Below are 16,784 nucleotides of genomic sequence, written 5' to 3'. Positions count from 1 at the left end.
TCGTTGTGGGGTTCAGTTCAGTGCGAGCTTTTTCAGCGCCGCGACCATGTGCGCGTTCTCTTCGGCCGTTCCGACCGTCAAACGCACGCAATTGGCCAGCAATGGGTGCATTTTACCCACGTTTTTGATCAAAACCCGCGAAGTCAGAAGGGTTTCGAAAGCAACGGCCGCATCCGGCACGCGCACGAGCAGGAAGTTGCCCGCGCTCGGGAACACCGTCATCCCGGGCAGCGCGGCGACTTCGCGCGCGAGCGCGGCGCGCTGAGCACGCAAATCGGCGGCCTGGGCGTCGAGCACGTCGAGATGATCGAGCAGGAAATCGGCGGTTGCCTGCGTCAGAACGTTGATGTTGTAAGGCGGGCGCACCTTGTCGAACTGCATGATCCACTCGGGGCGACCCGCCATGTAGCCGAGTCGAATCCCCGCGAGACCGAGCTTGGAGACGGTGCGCATCACGACGACGTTGTCGAAGTCGGCTGCGCGCGGCATCCAGCTCTTCTCGGCGAACGGCTGATAGGCCTCGTCGATCACGACGAGACTCTCGCTCGCCGCCGCGATCACGCGCTCCATGTCGGCGGCGTCGTAGAGCGTGCCGGTCGGATTGTTCGGGTACGCGAGATACACGAGCGCCGGCGCATGTTCGTCGATCGCGGCGATCAGCGCATCGGCGTCGAGCGTGAAGTCCGCCTTCAACGGCACGCCGATGAACTCGAGGTGCGCGAACACCGCGGACATCTGATACATGACGAATCCCGGCACCGGCGCCACCACCTTCGCGCCCGGCTTCGAGCACGCGACCGACATCATGCTGATCAGCTCGTCCGAGCCGTTGCCGAGCAGCACGTCGCAGGCCGCGGGCACCCGCATCGTGCGCTTGATCTTCGCGAGCAGTTCGGCGGGACGCGGCGCCGGATAGCGGTTCAACGCGACGCCGGCGAGATGTTCGCCCAGGCGTTGCGCGAGATCGGGAGGCAAGGTGTAGGGATTCTCCATCGCGTCGAGCTTGATCAGGCCCGTGGAATCGGGCACGGGATAGCTCGTCATCGCGAGGACGTCGGGACGAATGATGTCTTGTGCTGTGGTCATGATTTCCCGGCGTCTCTCTCGCCGGACAAACGGCGGCTCTCAGGCCGCCTCGTTCAGTCTCGGGCCGGCCAGGATCAGCCGACGTTCTTCATCCGGTATTCCGCGCTGCGTGCATGCGCCTGCAAGCCTTCGCCGTACGCCAGCTCGGCCGCGATCTCGCCGAGCGTCTGCGCGCCGTCCGCGCTCACTTCGATCACGCTCGAGCGCTTCATGAAATCGTACACGCCGAGCGGCGACGAGAAACGCGCCGTGCGCGAAGTCGGCAGGACGTGGTTCGGGCCTGCGCAGTAGTCGCCGAGGCTTTCGCTCGTGTAGCGGCCGAGGAACATCGCGCCCGCGTTGTGGATTTGCGCGGCCCATTGATGCGGATCGAGCGCGGAAATCTCCAGGTGCTCGGGCGCGATGTCGTTGGCGATCGCGCATGCTTCGGCCATGTCCTTCACCTTGATGAGCGCGCCACGATCCTCGAGCGAGCGCTGGATGACTTCGCGGCGCGGCATCGCGGGCAGCAGCTCGACGATCGCATCTTCCACGCGCTGAATGAACGCATCGTCCGGGCACAGCAGGATGGATTGCGCGAGTTCGTCGTGCTCGGCTTGCGAGAAGAGGTCCATCACGACCCAGCGGGGGTCCGTGGTGGCGTCGCAGATGACGAGAATCTCGGAAGGCCCGGCGATCATGTCGATGCCGACCGTGCCGAACACGCGACGCTTCGCCGACGCGACATACGCGTTGCCCGGGCCGCAAATCTTGTCGACGGCCGGAATCGTGTCCGTGCCGTATGCGAGCGCGCCGACCGCCTGTGCGCCGCCGATCGTAAACACGCGGTCCACGCCGCCGAGCAGCGCCGCCGCGAGCACGAGCGGATTTTTCACGCCGTCCGGCGTCGGCACGACCATCACGATTTCCTTCACGCCCGCGACGCGCGCCGGAATCGCGTTCATCAGCACCGACGACGGATACGCCGCCTTGCCGCCCGGCACGTAGATGCCCGCGCGATCGAGCGGCGTCACCTTCTGGCCGAGCACGGTGCCGTCGGCTTCGGTGTATTGCCAGCTATGGCTGCCGCATTCGATGCGCTGCTTTTCGTGATAGCCGCGCACGCGCGCCGCCGCCGCTTCGAGTGCTGCGCGGCGCTTGGGTTCGAGCCCTTCGAGCGCGGCTTCCATTTCGGACTGCGGCAGTTCGAGCGCCGCGACGCTGTCCGCCTTCAGGCGATCGAACTTGTTCGTGTATTCGAGCACGGCCTCGTCGCCGCGCGCTTTGACATCCGCGAGAATCTGCGCGACCGAGCGCTCGATCGCTTCGTCCTCGCTCGCTTCGAATGCGAGGACCGCGCGCAGCGCCCGCTGAAAACCATCGGTGCTGGAATCGAGTTTGCGAATCTTGATGGACATGCTGGTTTTCCGTTTTGCTTGGGGCGCCGCGGCGTGCGGCTCCCCTAATTTCCCGTACCGGCCGTGGCGCGCTCGAAGGCCTCGAGGAACGGCTTGAGCGCCGCGCGCTTCAGCTTGAGCGCCGCCTGATTCACGACGAGGCGCGACGAAATCTGCATGATTTCCTCCACCTCGACCAGATTGTTCGCCCTGAGCGTACCGCCCGAGCTGACCAGGTCGACGATCGCGTCCGCCAGGCCGACGAGCGGCGCGAGTTCCATCGAGCCGTACAGCTTGATCAGATCGACGTGCACGCCCTTCGCTGCGAAATGCTGACGGGCGGTCTCCGTGTACTTCGTCGCGACGCGCAGGCGCGCACCCTGGCGCACCGCGTTCGCATAATCGAACCCCGCCTTGACCGCCACCGACATGCGGCAGCGCGCGATGTCCAGATCGATCGGCTGATACAGACCGCTGCCGCCGTGCTCGATCAGCACGTCCTTGCCCGCCACGCCGAAGTCCGCCGCGCCGTATTCGACATAAGTAGGCACATCGGTCGCGCGCACGATGATCACGCGCAGATTCGGATTGGTGGTCGGAAGAATGAGCTTGCGCGAGCTTTCGGGATCTTCCGCCACCTGCACGCCGGCGGCGGCGAGCAGCGGCAGCGTTTCTTCGAAGATACGCCCTTTCGAGAGTGCGAGCGTGAGCGGCGCGCTCGGTTCCACCGACGACGACGTCTGCGGCAGCGAACTCATTGCTCGCTCCCGCTGCCCTTGATGCGGCGCACGTTCGCACCCACGGCCGTCAGCTTCGATTCCATGCGGTCGTAGCCGCGATCCAGATGGTAGATGCGGTCGATCAGCGTCTCGCCGTCGGCGCACATCGCCGCGATCACGAGGCTGGCGGACGCACGCAGGTCGGTCGCCATGACCTTCGCGCCGGAGAGCTTCTCGACCCCGGCGACGAGCGCCGTGTTGCCGTCGATCGTGATGCTCGCGCCCAGACGGTTCAGTTCCTGCACGTGCATGAAGCGGTTCTCGAAGATCGTCTCGACCACTTGCGAGGTGCCGTTCGCGATCGCGTTGAGCGCCATGAACTGCGCCTGCATATCCGTCGGGAACGCGGGGTATTCGGACGTGCGGATGTTCACCGCGTCGGGGCGCTTAGCCATGCACACGCGCATCCAGTCGTCGCCTTCCTCGATCGTCACGCCCGCTTCGCGCAGCTTGGCCGTGACCGCATCCAGAAGATGCGAGCTCACGCGACGCAGCGTGACATCGCCGCCCGCCGCCGCGACCGCGCACAGGAACGTGCCGGCTTCGATGCGGTCCGGCACGACGTCGTGCTTCGCGCCGTGCAGCTTCTCGACGCCCTGAATCACGAGCCGGTCCGTGCCGATGCCGTCGATCTTCGCGCCCATCTTCACGAGCAGATGCGCGAGGTCGCTCACTTCCGGCTCGCGCGCCGCGTTCTCGATGACGGTCTCGCCATCGGCCAGCACCGCCGCCATCAGCAGGTTCTCCGTGCCGGTGACGGTGATCATGTCGGTGATGATGCGCGCGCCCTTGAGACGCTTCGCGCGCGCCTCGATGAAGCCGTGCTCGATGTTGATCTCGGCGCCCATCGCCTGCAAGCCCTTGATGTGCTGATCGACCGGTCGCGCGCCGATCGCGCAGCCGCCCGGCAGCGACACCCTCGCCTCGCCGAAGCGCGCGACGAGCGGCCCGAGCACGAGAATCGACGCGCGCATCGTCTTGACCAGTTCGTACGGCGCGACGAGATTGTCGACCTTCGATGCATTGAGGCTCACGCGGCCGTCGCCCGTCACTTCAGACTGCACGCCCATCTGGCGCAGCAGCTTGAGCGTGGTGCGCACGTCCTGAAGATTCGGAACGTTCGACAGATGGACGTCGTCCGCGGTGAGAAGGCTTGCGCAAAGAATGGGCAGAGCCGCGTTCTTGGCGCCCGATACGGTGATTTCGCCGGAGAGCTTTGTGCCCCCCGTGATGACCAGTTTATCCATGATGACGTGTCCTTCGACCGAGCTTCCTGCTGCGGAGCCGCTTTCGACGCCGCGATTGTCTTTGATGATTCGCACTCTCTACTGCCTATGTCTGCCGGTGATGCCGGGTGTTGCTTGAGATAAGTCGTATGACCTGATTGGCTTCGCCGGGTGGACTCAGGCCGATTTCCACTCGTCGGGGGTGAGGGTCTTCATGCTGAGTGCATGAATCTCCTCGCGCATGCGCTCGCCGAGCGCCGCATAAACCAGTTGATGACGCGCGATCAGCCGCTTGCCGACGAACGCATCGCTCACGATGGTCGCGAAAAAGTGCTGGCCGTCGCCTTCCACTTCGAGATGCTGGCAAGCCAGGCCGCCAGCGATGTAGTCCTTCACCTGCTCCGGAGTCGGCAACATGGAAGTCTCCTTGAATTAGTGACGCAGCTTGTAGCCGCTCGCGAGCAACCGCACCGCGATCAACGCCAGCACGGCCAGGAATCCGCCGACGATGCCGAGGCTCACCAGCGGATTGACGTCGGACAGGCCGAAGAAGCCGTAGCGAAAGCCGTCGATCATGTAGAAGAACGGATTCAGATGCGACACCGCGCGCCATACGGGCGGCAGCGTATGCGTCGAGTAGAACACGCCGGAAAGAAACGTGAGCGGCATGATCAGGAAGTTCTGGAACGCGGCCAGTTGATCGAACTTGTCGGCCCAGATTCCCGCGATCAGGCCGAGCGTGCCGAGAATGCCGGAACCGAGTATCGCGAACGCAATGATGTAGAACGGCGCGGAAAAAGACATCGGGATGAACCATATCGTCACGATGAACACGCCGAAGCCGACGCACAATCCGCGCACGACCGATGCCAGCACGTACGCAAAGAACATTTCCCAATGCGCGATCGGCGGCAGGAGCACGAACACCAGATTGCCCGTGATCTTCGACTGAATCAGCGACGAAGAACTGTTCGCGAATGCGTTCTGCAGCACGCTCATCATCACGAGGCCGGGCACGAGGAAGCTCGTGTAGCCGACGCCCGGATAAACCTGCACACGCCCGGAGAGCGCATGACCGAAGATGGTCAGATACAGCAGCGCCGTCACCACCGGCGCAAGCACGGTCTGAAACGAGACCTTCCAGAAGCGCAGCAGCTCCTTGTAGAACAACGTCTGGAAACCGCTCATGAAAGCCCCTCGACCACTTCCGGCTCGTTCATCACCTGCACGAACACGTCTTCGAGATCGGCCTTGCGCACTTCGATTTCATCGAACGTGCAGCCGGCTGCGCGACACTTCGCGAGGATCGGCTCGACGTCGTCGTAGCTCGCGAGACGCAGCAGATGCTGCGCGCCCAGCACCGCTTGCGGATCGACTTCGAGCGGACGCAGGTCGGCGGGCAACGCACCGTTCGACAGACGCAGATACAACTGCATGCCGGAGAAGCGCTGCAGCAGCGTGCTCGTGCGCTCGAGCGCGACCACTTCGCCGCGGCGGAGCATCGCGAGCCGGTCGCACAGCGATTCGGCTTCTTCCAGATAGTGCGTCGTGAGCACGATCGTGTGGCCTTCGCGATTCAGGCGCGAGATGAACTTCCAGAGCGTCTGGCGCAGTTCGACGTCGACGCCCGCGGTGGGCTCGTCGAGCACGATCACGGGCGGCCGGTGCACGAGCGCCTGCGCGACGAGCACGCGGCGCTTCATCCCGCCCGAGAGCGCCCGCGTGTTGACGTCGGCTTTCTCGGTGAGATCGAGGTTGGCCATCACCTCGTCGATCCAGTCGTCGTTATTGCGCAAGCCGAAATAGCCCGACTGGATCCGCAGCGATTCGCGCACGGTGAAGAACGGATCGAACACCAGTTCCTGCGGTACGACGCCGAGCGAACGGCGCGCCGCCCGGAAGTCGCTGACGACATCATGCCCGCGCACGGAGATCGTACCGCTATCGGCACGCGCAAGGCCGGCCAGAATGCTGATCAACGTGGTCTTGCCTGCACCGTTCGGGCCGAGCAAGCCGAAGAACTCGCCCTCTTCCACCGTGAGGCTCACGCCCTTGAGCGCCTGAAGCTCCTTATAGCGCTTCCGGACGTTTCGGATTTCTATGGCTGACATGGACAGTGCGCGCGCCTCACGCGGCCGCGCCTCGATTGTGCGGAGAGTTTCGCTTGACGGACCCGGGCTCAAACAAAAAGGGCCGGGTTCGGGCCCGAAAAAACGCTTGATTATAGGGCAAAGCGGCTGGAGCCGACTTCGGAGCGATCCTGATTGCGGCGGCAACCATGCCGCCGCGCCTGCGCGGAGTCAGTGCAGGATCACTGTCGGAAAGAGAGGAGCGTATCGACGCCGTAGGCTCGCGCGAGACTCGCGAGCCCGGAAGGAAGGTTGACGACATCCAGCGAGGCGCCCCGCGCGGACGCGGCGCGCTCCCATGCCAGCAGCACGGCGAGCGCGGATGAATCGAACTGCGTAAGCGGTGCGCAATCGACTTCGGTCGCGCCCGCTGCGATGCGCGACAAACCCGCGTCGAGCGCGACCTTCGCGCTCTCGTGGGTCAGGGATGCGGCCGTCTGGAAACGGCCACCCGAGGCCTGCGTGCTCACGATGCCTTGCCGCTCGCGAGCTGCTGGTTGCGCTGCGTGAGGAACTGCAGCAGGCCGCTCACGCCGTTCTGAGAAATCTGCTCGTTGAACTGCTGCTGATACGCCTGGATCAGCCATGCGCCGAGCACGTTGATGTCGTAGACGCGCCAGCCCTGCGGCGTCTTGTACAGGCGATAGTCGAGCTCCACCGGCTGGCCGTTGTTCATCACGACCGAGCGGACCACGACGTCGGTATCGTCCGGCGAAGCGCGGAACGGCTTGTACTGAACCGTCTGGTTGCGCACTTGCGCCAGCGCCCCCGAGTACGTGCGGATCAGGAGCATCTTGAACTGCTCGACGATCTGCTTCTGCTGCTCCGGCGTCGCCGAGTTCCAGTTGCGGCCCATCACGAGGCGGGTCGTGCGCGTGAAATCGGTGTACGGAAGGATCTTCTGATTGACGAGCTCGGTGATCTTCTGGATGTCGCCCGATTGAATCTTCGTGTCGGACTTGATCTCGTCGAGGACTTGTTGCGTGATCGTCTTGATCATCTGGTCGGGCGAGTTCGTGTCGACGGCCTGTGCCGACGCCGTGCCGCAGAACGCCACGAACATGGCAAAGAGGGGAAGAAGAAATAGTTTTTTCATCGCAAACCCTGCAGAAATAGAGGCTTCGGTTTGAGCGCTCCGACCGAATCGAGTTCAGGCGGAGCGTGTTCCAAAGCGTAAGAAATGTCGTTAGATATGTTACCGCGCGTTAGCGAAACCCCGCTCAACGCAAGCGGAATGAAGGGAATCCGGGCGGTGCGCGCGGCGGAACGTACTGGTTGCCCGGTACGGTGTTGGCCGAGCCGCTCGCCGGTGCGGGTGCGGCCGCGGCGCCCGAAGCGGGCGCGGCGCCTTCCGCAGTGGACGCCGGTACCGCCGGCACGGCCGGAGCCGCTGTCGCCGATGCGCCTTCCGCAGCGGCCGCGCCTTCCTCGCCGTAGTTCGGCAACGGCGCTTCGCCATAATCGGGCATGTTGCCGTCGCCGCCGGAGATCAGATACTGACGGCGCTGCAGGTACGCGTTACGCACGAACGAATACTTGTCGAGCGCGGCGTCGGCGAGCACGTCGCTCGCGCCCAGCAGATTCGCACGCGTATTGATGAGATTCACGCCGTAGAGCGCCCAGCTCACCGAATCCGGGCTCACGTAGGTCAGCGGATTGCCGAAATAGTCGACCACGAGGCCGCTCGTGTCGCGCACGGTGCTCGGTCCGAGCAGCGGCAGCACGACATACGGGCCGGACGGCACGCCATAGTGGCCGAGCGTCAGGCCGAAATCCCCGGCGTGCTTCGGCAGCTTCGCGATGGTCGCGACGTCGAACAGACCGCCGACGCCGAACACCGTGTTGATCGCCACGCGCATGATGTCCGACACGCCGTCCGCGATCTTCAGCTGCAGCAGATTGTTGGCGGCAATGTAGACGTCGCCGATATTCGAGAAGAAGTTGGTCACGCTGTTGCGCACCGGCTCCGGCACCACAAAGACATAACCCTTCGCCACCGGCTTCAACGCGTATTGATCGATCTTGTCGTTGATCGTGAACATCGTGCGGTTGTAGCTCTCGAAGGGATCACCCTTGGTCGGCGTCGTCACCGTCGCGCAACCTGCGAGCGCCACTACGCATGCGATCGTGATTGCGCGCCGCATCCCCTTGGCCTGCATGTTCTTCTCCTTATTGAGCCGCGCCCGAGGCGGCATTCGCCCCCGCGGCACTCGATGCCCCCATCGCGCTCGCCGCGCCCGGGAAAGCCGGTGCGGGCGCTGCCGCCGCCGCTGGTTTCGAGGCGCCGGAATCCGCCGCCTTGTTGTAAAGGAACTGGCCGATCAGGTTTTCGAGCACCACGGCCGATTGCGTCATCGTGATGGTGTCGCCGTCCTTGAGCATCTGATCGTCGCCGCCCGGCTCGAGGCCGATGTACTGCTCGCCGAGCAGACCCGAAGTCAGGATCTTCGCGGACGAATCCTTCGGAAACTGATACTGCTTGTCGATATCGATCGTGACGACGGCCTGGTACGTGTTCTCGTCAAAGCCAATGCTGCCGACGCGCCCCACGGTCACGCCCGCGCTCTTGACGGGCGCGCGCGCCTTCAGTCCGCCGATGTTGTCGAACTTGAGTTTCACCGCGTAGGTTTGCTGGAACGACAGGGAGCTCATGTTGCCCGCCTTCAGCGCAAGAAAGAGCAGCGCCACGAAACCGAGCACCACGAAGAGGCCGACCCAAAAGTCGAGAGCAGTCTTTTTCATCGTCTTCCCAAAGAGAATCTTTTCGCAGATTGCGCGTGACGGGCTGTGCCGTTCACGACGCCCGCGCCGGATCCGGCGCCTGCGCCTGGTCCATTAGCTGAACATCAGTGCGGTCAGCAGGAAATCGAGCCCGAGCACAGCGAGCGACGCGTACACGACGGTTTTCGTCGTCGCGCGCGACACGCCTTCCGGCGTCGGCCTCGCTTCGTAGCCCTGGAACAACGCGATGAACGTCACCGCGAAACCGAACACCACGCTCTTGATGACACCGTTGCCGACGTCGCGCCAGACGTCCACGCCGCCTTGCATCTGCGACCAGAACGCGCCCGGATCGACGCCGATCAGCTCCACGCCGACGATATAGCCGCCGATGATGCCGACGGCGCTGAAAATGGCCGCCAGTACCGGCATGGCGATGATGCCCGCCCACATGCGCGGCGCGACGACCACTTTCAGCGGGTCGACGGCCATCATTTCCATCGCCGTGAGCTGCTCGCCGGCTTTCATCAGGCCGATTTCCGCGGTCAGCGACGTGCCCGCGCGCCCCGCGAAGAGCAGCGCGGTGACCACCGGGCCGAGCTCGCGCACGAGCGACAGCGCGACCAGCAGGCCCAGAGCCTGTTCCGAGCCGTAGCGGCTCAATGTGTAATAGCCCTGCAAGCCGAGCACGAAGCCGACGAACAGACCCGACACCGCGATGATGACAAGCGAATAATTGCCGACGAAGTGGATCTGCTTCGTGACAAGACGCGGGCGGCGCAACAGGGGGAAGAATTCGAGCACGAGGCGCATGAACATGCGCGTCGCGTAGCCGGCGGTGCCGAACCCGTCGAGCACCCAGCGTCCGAGCGCGCTGATCATGCCTGCCCTCCGATGCCGAAATCCGCGGCGAGCGGCGTGCTCGCATAGTGGAACTTGAAGGGGCCATCCGGCGTGCCGTCGATGAACTGGCGCACGGTCGGATCCTGTGATGCGCGCAGTTGCGCCGGCGTGCCCTCGGCGTGAATGCCGCCATTCGCGATGAAATACACGTAGTCCGCGATCGCGAACGATTCGGGCACGTCGTGCGTGACGAGAATGGAGGTTGCGCCGAGCGCGTCGTTGATCGTGCGGATCAGTTGCGCCGTGATGCCGAGGGAGATGGGATCGAGGCCGGCAAACGGCTCGTCGTACATCATCAATTGGGGATCGAGCGCGATCGCGCGGGCAAGCGCGACGCGGCGCGCCATGCCGCCGGAAATCTCCGACGGCGCGAGATCGCGCGCGCCGCGCAGGCCGACCGCGTTCAGCTTCATCAGCACGAGATTCCGGATGAGCTCTTCGGGCAGATCGGTGTGCTCGCGCAGCGGAAACGCCACGTTCTCGAACACGGTCTGGTCGGTGAAGAGCGCGCCGAACTGGAACAGCATGCCCATCTTGCGGCGCAGGGCATAAAGGCCCTCGCGCGTCTGCGCGCCGACATCCTGCCCGTTAAACAGCACCTGACCGCGGCTCGCCTTCACGAGGCCGCCGATCAGGCGCAAGGTCGTGGTCTTGCCGCAGCCGGAGCCGCCCATGACCGCGACCACCTGCCCACGCGTGAAACGCATGTTCAGGTTCGACAGAACGAGCTGGTCGCCGTAGCCGAAGTCGACGTCGCGTAGCTCCAGCAGAGTCTCGGAAGAAGCAGGCACTGGGTAAGAGATTCCGTTGACGCAAGAGGCCGAATTATAGGGCCTGCGCGCAATCGGTGCTTTGCCTAGGCCTGGACCCCCTTGTTTTTCCGACTTTTCAACATTGACCTGAAAACATTTGTTGCAGAGCCGAGACCGCCGACGCCGTGTCCGGCGCCTCGGTCACCGCGCGCACGACGGCGGCACTGCCGACGCCTGTCGCGAGCACGCCGGGCAGCGCTTGCGCGTCGATTCCGCCAATCGCGACGAGCGGCACGCGCCCCGACAGCAATTGCACGTAGCGCGCGAGCCGCGCGAGGCCCTGCGGCCGGGTCGGCATGACTTTCGTCGTGGTCGGGAACACCGCGCCCAGCGCCAGATAGCTGGGCCCGAAGTGCAGCGCGCGCAACATTTCGTAATACCCGTGCGTCGACAGGCCGAGGCGCAGGCCGGCGCGCGCGATCGCGCTCAAGTCCGCCGTCTGCACGTCTTCCTGGCCGAGATGAACGCCGTACGCGCCCGCCGCGATCGCCTCGCGCCAGTGATCGTTGATGAAAAGCTGCGCGTCGTGCCGCCGCCCCGCGTCGACCGAACGTGCGATTTCGCGCGGCAGACCGGCGACGTCGTTCGTCTTGCGGCGCAGTTGCGCCGTGCGTACGCCGAGATCGAGCACACGCTCGATCCATTCGGCGCTCGGCAGCACCGGATAAAGACCGAGCCGGTCCGGGCACGACTGGAATCCGCCGTCGGGCGCCGGCGGCAAGTCGGTCACACGCGGGAAGGTCGCAAAATCGACGGGCCAGGCATCGTCCTTGTTTTCGTCGCCCGCGCGCCACGCGAGCGCAAGCACCAGCGCGTCGTGCGGCTCGAAGTTGCAGTCGAGGAAAGCGGCGAGTGCGGCCAGCCAATCATCCGACCATTGACCTTCCAGCGCGAAACGCTCGTCGCCCCGCCGCAGTGTCACGCGAGCGCCGTGCGCTTCCAGCACGGCCGCGCCGCCGCTCGCGAGCCGCTCCGTGTCCGCGTCGTGCGGCTCGGTGAAGACGATCAGATCGCCAGCCTTCGGCGATTCCGGCGCGGTCAGGCAGATGCGCCAGCGCGTTTCGGCCGCGGGCCACTCGCCCAGACGCGCGCGAATCCGCTCGGCGACTTCGACCAGTTCGTCCGCGGGCGGCCAGAATACTTCGCGATTCAGCAAGCTCACGCCGCACCTCCGTCCTGATGCCAGAACGGCATGCCGACGACCGGCGTGCTCGCCTGTGCGCTGTCCCGCTCGGCCATCGGCCCGGCGAGAAACGCCGTGCGCCCGGCTTCGACGCCGAGCGCGAACGCCCGCGCCATCTGCGGCGGGAAAGTCGCCTGCGACACCGCGGTGTTGAGTAGCACGCCGTCGAAGCCCCATTCCATCACCTGGCACGCGTGCGACGGCACGCCAAGACCCGCATCGACGATCAGCGGCACGTCCGGCAGACGCTCGCGCAGCGTGCGCAGCCCGTAGGGATTGGTCACACCCTTGCCGGTGCCGATCGGCGCGCCCCACGGCATCAGCGCCTCGCAGCCGGCGTCGAGCAGGCGCCGGCCGATCACGAGATCCTCGGTGCAATACGGCAGCACCTTGAAGCCGTCGCGGATCAGCTTCGCCGCCGCTTCGACCAGCCCGATCGGGTCGGGCTGGAGCGTGTAGTCGTCGCCGATCAGCTCGAGCTTGATCCACGGCGTCTCGAACACCTCGCGCGCCATGCAGGCGGTCGTCAGCACTTCGTCGACGCTCTGGCAGCCCGCGGTATTCGGCAGCAGCGCGACGCCGTGGCGCTTGAGCACGTCGAAGAAGCCGGCTTCGCCCGTCTCCGACTGGCGGCGCAGCGCGACGGTGACCATGCCTGGCCGAGCGGCGTCGATGGAGTCGGAAAGCGATTGCAGCGACGGATAGCGCGACGTGCCGAGCAGCACGCGGCTCGGGAACGCCTGGCCGTAGAGCGTGAGGGCGTCCGCGGTTAATGTGGTCATGGTTCGATCCTTCGAGTTCGGAGTTCAGCCGCCCGCCACGGGCGACACGATGTCGAGCTTGTCGCCGGCGGCGAGCGTCCTGGTGGCGTGCTCGCCGCGCGCGACGAACTGGCCGTTGAGCGCGACCGCGAACGGCGGTTTCGCGCCGAACGCGGCGATCGCCTCGGTGACGGTGGCGGCATCGTGCAAGTCGAAGACGCGCTGATTGATGTGGATGTTCATGGCTTTCGTCTCTTTCTCAATGCGACAGCGCGGGCGCGGCGGCGAATTCGCGGTGCAGCAGCTCCGGCCAGCGCGCGGCGCTGCGGAAATCTCCGAACGTGTCGACGTTGGCGACATCGCCCGAAACGAGCGCTTCGGCGAGCCGGCACGCGGTATCCGCGACTTCCGGCGCGATCATGAAACCGTGCCGGTACAGGCCGTTCACGCGCAGGGTCCGCGCCCCGTCCCAGACGATGGCCGGCCGGTGATCCGGCAAGGTCGGCCGGCAATGGGAATTCAGCTCGAGGATGCGCGCCTCGCCGAAGCCCGGATGCACGGCAAATGCGGCGCTCAGCAGTTCGAGCGCGGAGCGCACGCTCACCGGCGACATGTCCTCGCCTTCCACTTCGGTCGCGCCGATTACATACAGATCGTTCTCTTTCGGCGCGATATAGAGCGGATAGCGCGGATGCAGAAGCCGCACGGGCCGCGAAAGCCCGATGCCCGGGGCGTGCACCCGCGCGACTTCGCCGCGAATGCCGCGCAGCGCGGGCCACGCGGGCTTGCCGCCCAGGCCGCGGCAATCGATGATCCAGCGCGCTTCATTCGTCGACTCGGGCGTCGCGTCGACGGGCGTGTTCCAGTGTGTGCGCACGCCGCGCGCGGCGAGGCCGGCGCCGAGGGCGCTCAAGGCCTGGCGGTTGTCCAGTTGCCCTTCGTTCGGCAGCAGCCAGCCTTGCGCGAAGCGCGCGCCGAGCGCCGGTTCGGCCTGCGCGACCTGCGCGCCCGCGAGCTTGACGAAACCGCCATCGAGCAGTTCGGCGGGCGAATTGGCGCGCAGCCGGCGCTCGAAGAGCGGCGCCTCGGCGCGGTCCGCGCCGTGCCAGACGACGAGTGTGCCGTTGCGCTGAAAGAACACCGGCTCGGGCAATTGCGCGATGAGACGCGGCCAGCGTTCGAGCGACGCGGCTCCGAGCCCGACGACGAGCGGCTCCGCGCTGGCGGCCTCCGCGAGCGGCGCGAGCATCGCGGCGGCGACCCAGGCGGCGGATTGCGTGCCGAGGGCGTCGCCGCGCTCATACAGTTCCACGCGATGCCCCGCGCCCGCGAGTTGCCACGCGACGAGCCGTCCGACGAGCCCACCGCCGATGACGGCGAAATCCGCCCGACGCGCGGCGGTCTGATCGATCCTGTTCAATTCGATGTCTCCTCGTCGACCGCGGCTGGCGCTTCAGCGCGCACCGCGGTCCCATGCAAAGCTTGCGGCCTGACGCTGCGCTGCACGAGGAGAAGGAGTACGCGATCTCGACCGTGCTGGCGCGGCGGCACATCACAAGGACGAAATCAGCGGAGAGAGACCGGCCCGGCAGCCGCGTCGATAGGAAGCGCGCGCCGGACGGAAAAGACAGTTACTCGGAAGAGACTGGAGGAATGGCGCGAGTTCGCGCGTTCTCCGGAAACTTCCCTCGCCGGTATTACCCGGATCGGGTGCAAAGGGTCTCTCTCAGCCTCGCCGCGCTGGTGACCGGTTCCGGTCGCCGATGCGCGCGAAGCACCCCTGTTTCGTCGAGGGTCATTAGAACATGAAAGGCGAACGCGCTGCAAACCGGGATTGCCCCGGGCTTTTATCGTGCCCGGCGGCACTCTGGCACAATGCCGCGAACATGGTTCACCGAACGATCGCGCGAAATTAAGTGAGCGTTAAGAGAACCCCGGAAGAATTTGCAGGCCCGGAACAGGCTGCGCGCAGGATTACCGCGCGCCGAAAGCCGGCTGCATGACGCAACAACCGCGTAACGCGTAACAATTCGCCGCCCGCAGGGCGCATCGGCAGGAAGCTCATGATCGACACTCGTACCAGAAGCACCCAACAGAAGGCCGACGAAGTATCGGCGTGGAGTCTCATCAAGCCCTACTGGGTGTCCGAGGAACGCGGCATTGCGTGGGGCCTGCTCGTTGCGATCATCGTGATCAACATGACGGTCGTGTGGATCAACGTGCGGCTCAACAGCTGGAACGCCGACTTCTATAACGCACTGCAGAACAAGAACGTCCGCGACTTCCCGCACTTGCTGCTGATCTTCACGGGTCTCGCGTTCGCGTACATCCTGCTCGCCGTGTATGGCCGGTATCTGCGGCAGATGCTCGCGTTCCGCTGGCGGCAATGGCTCACCAACCGGTATCTCGAACAATGGCTCGGCGACAAGGCGTTCTACCGCATCGAGCGGGACCGCCTCGCCGACAACCCCGACCAGCGTATCAGCGACGACCTGCAATCCTTTGCGACGACCACGCTCTCGCTCTCCCTCGACCTGCTTTCGACGCTCGTCACGCTCGTCACCTTCATCACGATCCTCTGGACCATCGCGGGCGCGCTGACGCTCACGCTGGGCGGCACGCCGATCGTCATTCCGGGCTACATGGTGTGGGCCGCCGCGCTCTATGCGATCGCGGGCTCGCTCATCATCCAGAAGGTCGGGCATCCGCTCGTGTCGATCAACTATCAGCAGCAGAAGGTGGAGGCGGATTTCCGCTTCGGCCTGATTCGCGTGCGCGAGAATGCCGAGCAGATCGCGTTCTACGACGGCATCTCGACCGAGACGGCGAACGCGAAGAGCATCTTCCAGCGCATCCGCGACAACTGGTGGCTCATCATGAAGTACACGAAGCGCATGACCTTCGTGCTCTCCTTCTACGGGCAGATCGCGATCATCTTCCCGATCATGGTCGCCGCGCCGCGCTACTTCGCGGGCGCGTTTTCGTTCGGCGTGCTGATGCAGATTTCATCGGCGTTCGGCACGGTGAGCGATTCGTTTTCGTGGTTCATCAACAGTTATTCGACGCTGGTCGAATGGCGCGCCACGGTCAACCGTCTGCGTGAATTCAAGCGCGTGATGCGCTCGACGCATATCCGCGAGGAAACATCGCCGGCGACCGAGCACGGCGGCATCAACCTGCACTACACGAGCACCACCTCGCTCACGACGAACGGCCTGATGCTCGCGCTGCCCAACGGCACACCGCTCTCTCGCGTGGCGAACGTGTCGATCGAGCCGGGATCGCGCTGGCTCGTCGTCGGGCCGTCGGGCTCGGGCAAGAGCACGCTGATGCGCGCGCTCGCGGGCTTGTGGCCGTTCGGCGACGGCACGATCGATGCGCCCGTCGACGCCAAGATGATGTTCATCCCGCAGATGAGCTATCTGCCGATCGGCACGCTGCGCGCGGCGTTGAGCTATCCGTCGCCCGGCGGCACGTTCAGCGACGAGGAATCGCGCGAAGTGCTGCGTCAGTGCAATCTCGAGGGGTACATGGATCGGCTGGATGAAAGCGCGCATTGGGCGCGGAGTTTGTCGCCGGGCGAGCAACAGCGTCTGGCCGCGGCGCGCGTGCTGCTGCACAAGCCGGACTTCGTGTTCCTCGACGAAGCCACCAGCGCACTCGATGCCGAGAACGAGCTGCACATCTACAACACGCTGGTCGAGCGGCTGCCGAAAGCGGCGATTCTGAGCGTCGCGCATCGCGAATCGGTGGCGATGTTCCATGACTACAAGATCGAGATCGAGAGGGCGTTGGTGGAGGCTTGAAG

At 65.1% G+C, this 16,784-nt stretch carries 18 protein-coding genes and 1 riboswitch; of the genes, 1 reads left to right on the top strand and 17 read right to left on the bottom strand.

The features are described from left to right. Positions 1-12: 12 nt before the first annotated feature. From hisC to AWB83_RS30050, 17 genes are all read right to left on the bottom strand, one after another. A complete protein-coding gene (hisC, locus tag AWB83_RS30130; protein WP_087049285.1) occupies positions 13-1,086 on the bottom strand; it encodes a histidinol-phosphate transaminase in 1,074 nt (357 codons plus the stop codon). 74 nt (positions 1,087-1,160) lie between these two features. Continuing rightward, complete coding sequence (gene hisD / locus AWB83_RS30125; protein WP_087049284.1) at positions 1,161-2,483, bottom strand: histidinol dehydrogenase; 1,323 nt, start codon at positions 2,481-2,483, stop codon at positions 1,161-1,163. Between the two features lie 44 nt (positions 2,484-2,527). Continuing rightward, positions 2,528-3,220: an ATP phosphoribosyltransferase gene (hisG, locus tag AWB83_RS30120; RefSeq protein WP_087049283.1), complete on the bottom strand. Its 693-nt coding sequence runs from the start codon at positions 3,218-3,220 to the stop codon at positions 2,528-2,530. Then, entirely contained in the window at positions 3,217-4,488 is a 1,272-nt protein-coding gene (gene murA, locus AWB83_RS30115; RefSeq protein ID WP_087049305.1) for a UDP-N-acetylglucosamine 1-carboxyvinyltransferase, read from the bottom strand. The genes hisG and murA overlap by 4 nt, the downstream gene beginning before the upstream one ends. A 156-nt stretch (positions 4,489-4,644) precedes the next feature. Continuing rightward, the gene (locus tag AWB83_RS30110; protein ID WP_087049282.1) at positions 4,645-4,884 is read right to left on the bottom strand and encodes a BolA family protein; all 240 of its coding nucleotides are present in this window, start codon (positions 4,882-4,884) and stop codon (positions 4,645-4,647) included. 15 nt (positions 4,885-4,899) lie between these two features. Beyond that, a complete protein-coding gene (locus AWB83_RS30105) occupies positions 4,900-5,655 on the bottom strand; it encodes an ABC transporter permease (protein WP_087049281.1) in 756 nt (251 codons plus the stop codon). Next, entirely contained in the window at positions 5,652-6,578 is a 927-nt protein-coding gene (locus tag AWB83_RS30100) for an ABC transporter ATP-binding protein (RefSeq protein ID WP_087049280.1), read from the bottom strand. Before AWB83_RS30100 ends, AWB83_RS30105 begins: the two co-directional genes overlap by 4 nt. 200 nt (positions 6,579-6,778) lie before the next feature. Next, a complete protein-coding gene (locus AWB83_RS30095; RefSeq protein WP_087049279.1) occupies positions 6,779-7,066 on the bottom strand; it encodes an STAS domain-containing protein in 288 nt (95 codons plus the stop codon). Continuing rightward, entirely contained in the window at positions 7,063-7,692 is a 630-nt protein-coding gene (locus AWB83_RS30090; protein ID WP_087049278.1) for an MlaC/ttg2D family ABC transporter substrate-binding protein, read from the bottom strand. Before AWB83_RS30090 ends, AWB83_RS30095 begins: the two co-directional genes overlap by 4 nt. A gap of 124 nt (positions 7,693-7,816) precedes the next feature. Further along, the gene (locus tag AWB83_RS30085; RefSeq protein ID WP_087049304.1) at positions 7,817-8,755 is read right to left on the bottom strand and encodes an MlaA family lipoprotein; all 939 of its coding nucleotides are present in this window, start codon (positions 8,753-8,755) and stop codon (positions 7,817-7,819) included. 10 nt (positions 8,756-8,765) lie between these two features. Continuing rightward, positions 8,766-9,338, bottom strand: a complete 573-nt coding sequence (gene mlaD, locus AWB83_RS30080; protein ID WP_087049277.1) for an outer membrane lipid asymmetry maintenance protein MlaD — start codon at positions 9,336-9,338, stop codon at positions 8,766-8,768. Positions 9,339-9,431: 93 nt separating this feature from the next. Further along, positions 9,432-10,199: a lipid asymmetry maintenance ABC transporter permease subunit MlaE gene (gene mlaE, locus AWB83_RS30075; protein ID WP_087049276.1), complete on the bottom strand. Its 768-nt coding sequence runs from the start codon at positions 10,197-10,199 to the stop codon at positions 9,432-9,434. Next, positions 10,196-11,011 (bottom strand): ABC transporter ATP-binding protein, encoded by an 816-nt coding sequence (locus AWB83_RS30070; RefSeq protein ID WP_087049275.1) that lies wholly within the window; start codon positions 11,009-11,011, stop codon positions 10,196-10,198. The genes mlaE and AWB83_RS30070 overlap by 4 nt, the downstream gene beginning before the upstream one ends. Positions 11,012-11,108: 97 nt before the next feature. Then, the gene (gene thiE / locus AWB83_RS30065; RefSeq protein WP_087049274.1) at positions 11,109-12,194 is read right to left on the bottom strand and encodes a thiamine phosphate synthase; all 1,086 of its coding nucleotides are present in this window, start codon (positions 12,192-12,194) and stop codon (positions 11,109-11,111) included. Continuing rightward, on the bottom strand, positions 12,191-12,997 hold the full coding sequence (locus AWB83_RS30060; RefSeq protein ID WP_087049273.1) for a thiazole synthase: 807 nt from the start codon (positions 12,995-12,997) through the stop codon (positions 12,191-12,193). Before AWB83_RS30060 ends, thiE begins: the two co-directional genes overlap by 4 nt. Before the next feature lie 24 nt (positions 12,998-13,021). Beyond that, a complete protein-coding gene (gene thiS / locus AWB83_RS30055; protein WP_087049272.1) occupies positions 13,022-13,219 on the bottom strand; it encodes a sulfur carrier protein ThiS in 198 nt (65 codons plus the stop codon). A gap of 16 nt (positions 13,220-13,235) precedes the next feature. After that, the gene (locus AWB83_RS30050) at positions 13,236-14,396 is read right to left on the bottom strand and encodes an FAD-dependent oxidoreductase (protein ID WP_087049271.1); all 1,161 of its coding nucleotides are present in this window, start codon (positions 14,394-14,396) and stop codon (positions 13,236-13,238) included. Positions 14,397-14,642: 246 nt separating this feature from the next. Next, a riboswitch (TPP riboswitch) is annotated at positions 14,643-14,768 on the bottom strand. Positions 14,769-15,039: 271 nt separating this feature from the next. Between AWB83_RS30050 and AWB83_RS30045 the strand changes: the two genes are divergently transcribed. Continuing rightward, a complete protein-coding gene (locus AWB83_RS30045; RefSeq protein ID WP_087049270.1) occupies positions 15,040-16,782 on the top strand; it encodes an ABC transporter ATP-binding protein/permease in 1,743 nt (580 codons plus the stop codon). Positions 16,783-16,784 lie beyond the last annotated feature (2 nt).

Origin of the sequence: Caballeronia ptereochthonis (assembly GCF_001545075.1) — a bacterium.
In the GTDB taxonomy this organism is placed as follows: Bacteria; Pseudomonadota; Gammaproteobacteria; order Burkholderiales; family Burkholderiaceae; genus Caballeronia; species Caballeronia ptereochthonis.
This window is presented reverse-complemented; position numbering and strand designations above follow the sequence as displayed.